We start from the raw sequence: 1,180 nt of genomic DNA, 5'->3' as shown, positions 1-1,180 counted from the left end.
CTAGTAGACCGTCGCGGCTAACTGTTGGGGTATAGGTGGCGGAGTCGGGTGCGGGCGTCTTGGGTGGTGAAGTGCCAGTTGACTTGGCGTTGGTCGGTGTTGGTGGCGTGTTGCCAGGCGGTGAGTTCGGCGTTGAGTACGTCGAGGTTGTCGAGGCGTCGGTCCAGGCATTGCCGGGTGAGCGCGGAGAGTTCGATTTCGGCGATGTTGAGCCAGGAGCCGTGTTTGGGGGTGTGGTGGATCTCCAGGCGCTGTGCCAGGGCGAATGCCTTGGCCGGGTCGAACGCCTCGTACAGCGACCCGGTGGTGTGGGTGTTGAGGTTGTCCATCACCAGCACGACCTTGGCGGCGTCGGGGTAGTCGAGGGTCAGGAGCCGCTCGACCTGGTGCGCCCAGTCGACCTTGGTCCGGCGGGGCCGGGCGTCCACGCGTCGCCACCCTCGCAGGGGCTCGACCCAGCAGAAGATCGAGCAGGTGCCGTGGCGCACGTATTCGCTGTCTTCCTTCAGGTCCCGTCCCGGTCTGGCGGGGATCGGGGCGCGGGCATGCGCTAGGAGCTGGTAGGGCTTCTCGTCCATGCACACCACCGGCCTGGCCGGGTCGTAGGGCCGGGCGTATACGGCCAGGACGTCTTCCATTGCCGCGGCGAACCGTGCATTCGCCCGTGGGGGGATGGTCCAGCACTTCTTCAGATGAGGACGCAGTTCCGTTTTTTTAACACCCGCCCGATGGTGGAGTGGTCCAGGTTCGGGATGTCCTCGGTCAGCGCGACGTACTTCTCCAACAGCCGCAGCGACCACCGGGCGTGGCCCACCGGCGGCTGCGAGCACGCCATCGCGATGAGCCGGGCCTCGACCTCACCAGTCACCGGCGAGGGCACCGGGGGAAGGGCTCGCTGCTTACGCCCGATCGTGGCCCGGACGTCGTTACCGGTCTCGGCGAACCGCTTGGCGACCAGCCGCAGCGTCTCACCCGAGACCTCGAGCCGGGCCGCGATCACCTCCTTGGGGTCAACCTCACCCACCGAGGTATCAAGCGCGAGCAGTACCCGTGCCCGCATGATCATCGAAGCCGGATGAACACCCGTAGTGGTCACTGCGACCAAGCACTCACGATCGTGCACGGTCAACGCGACCGGCCACTTCTTCTGCGAAGCCATCACAACATCCTTGTCTGGCAG

2 protein-coding genes are annotated in these 1,180 nt (G+C 65.9%); both read right to left on the bottom strand.

Translation table 11 applies throughout. The features are described 5' to 3' along the window. Nucleotides 1-17: 17 nt before the first annotated feature. Nucleotides 18-800 carry an IS630 family transposase gene (locus tag ACIQU6_RS45035; protein ID WP_403488583.1) on the bottom strand — a complete coding sequence of 261 codons (783 nt, stop codon included), beginning with the start codon at nt 798-800 and terminating at the stop codon, nt 18-20. After that, a partial coding sequence (locus tag ACIQU6_RS45030; protein ID WP_403488580.1) for a helix-turn-helix domain-containing protein occupies nt 689-1,180 on the bottom strand: 492 nt, incomplete at its 5' end. The genes ACIQU6_RS45035 and ACIQU6_RS45030, both read right to left, overlap by 112 nt.

Source organism: Streptomyces sp. NPDC090442, assembly GCF_044769405.1.
Taxonomy (GTDB): Bacteria; Actinomycetota; Actinomycetes; order Streptomycetales; family Streptomycetaceae; genus Streptomyces.
Note: the sequence above shows the minus strand (reverse complement) of the source record. Positions and strands in the feature narration are given on the sequence as shown.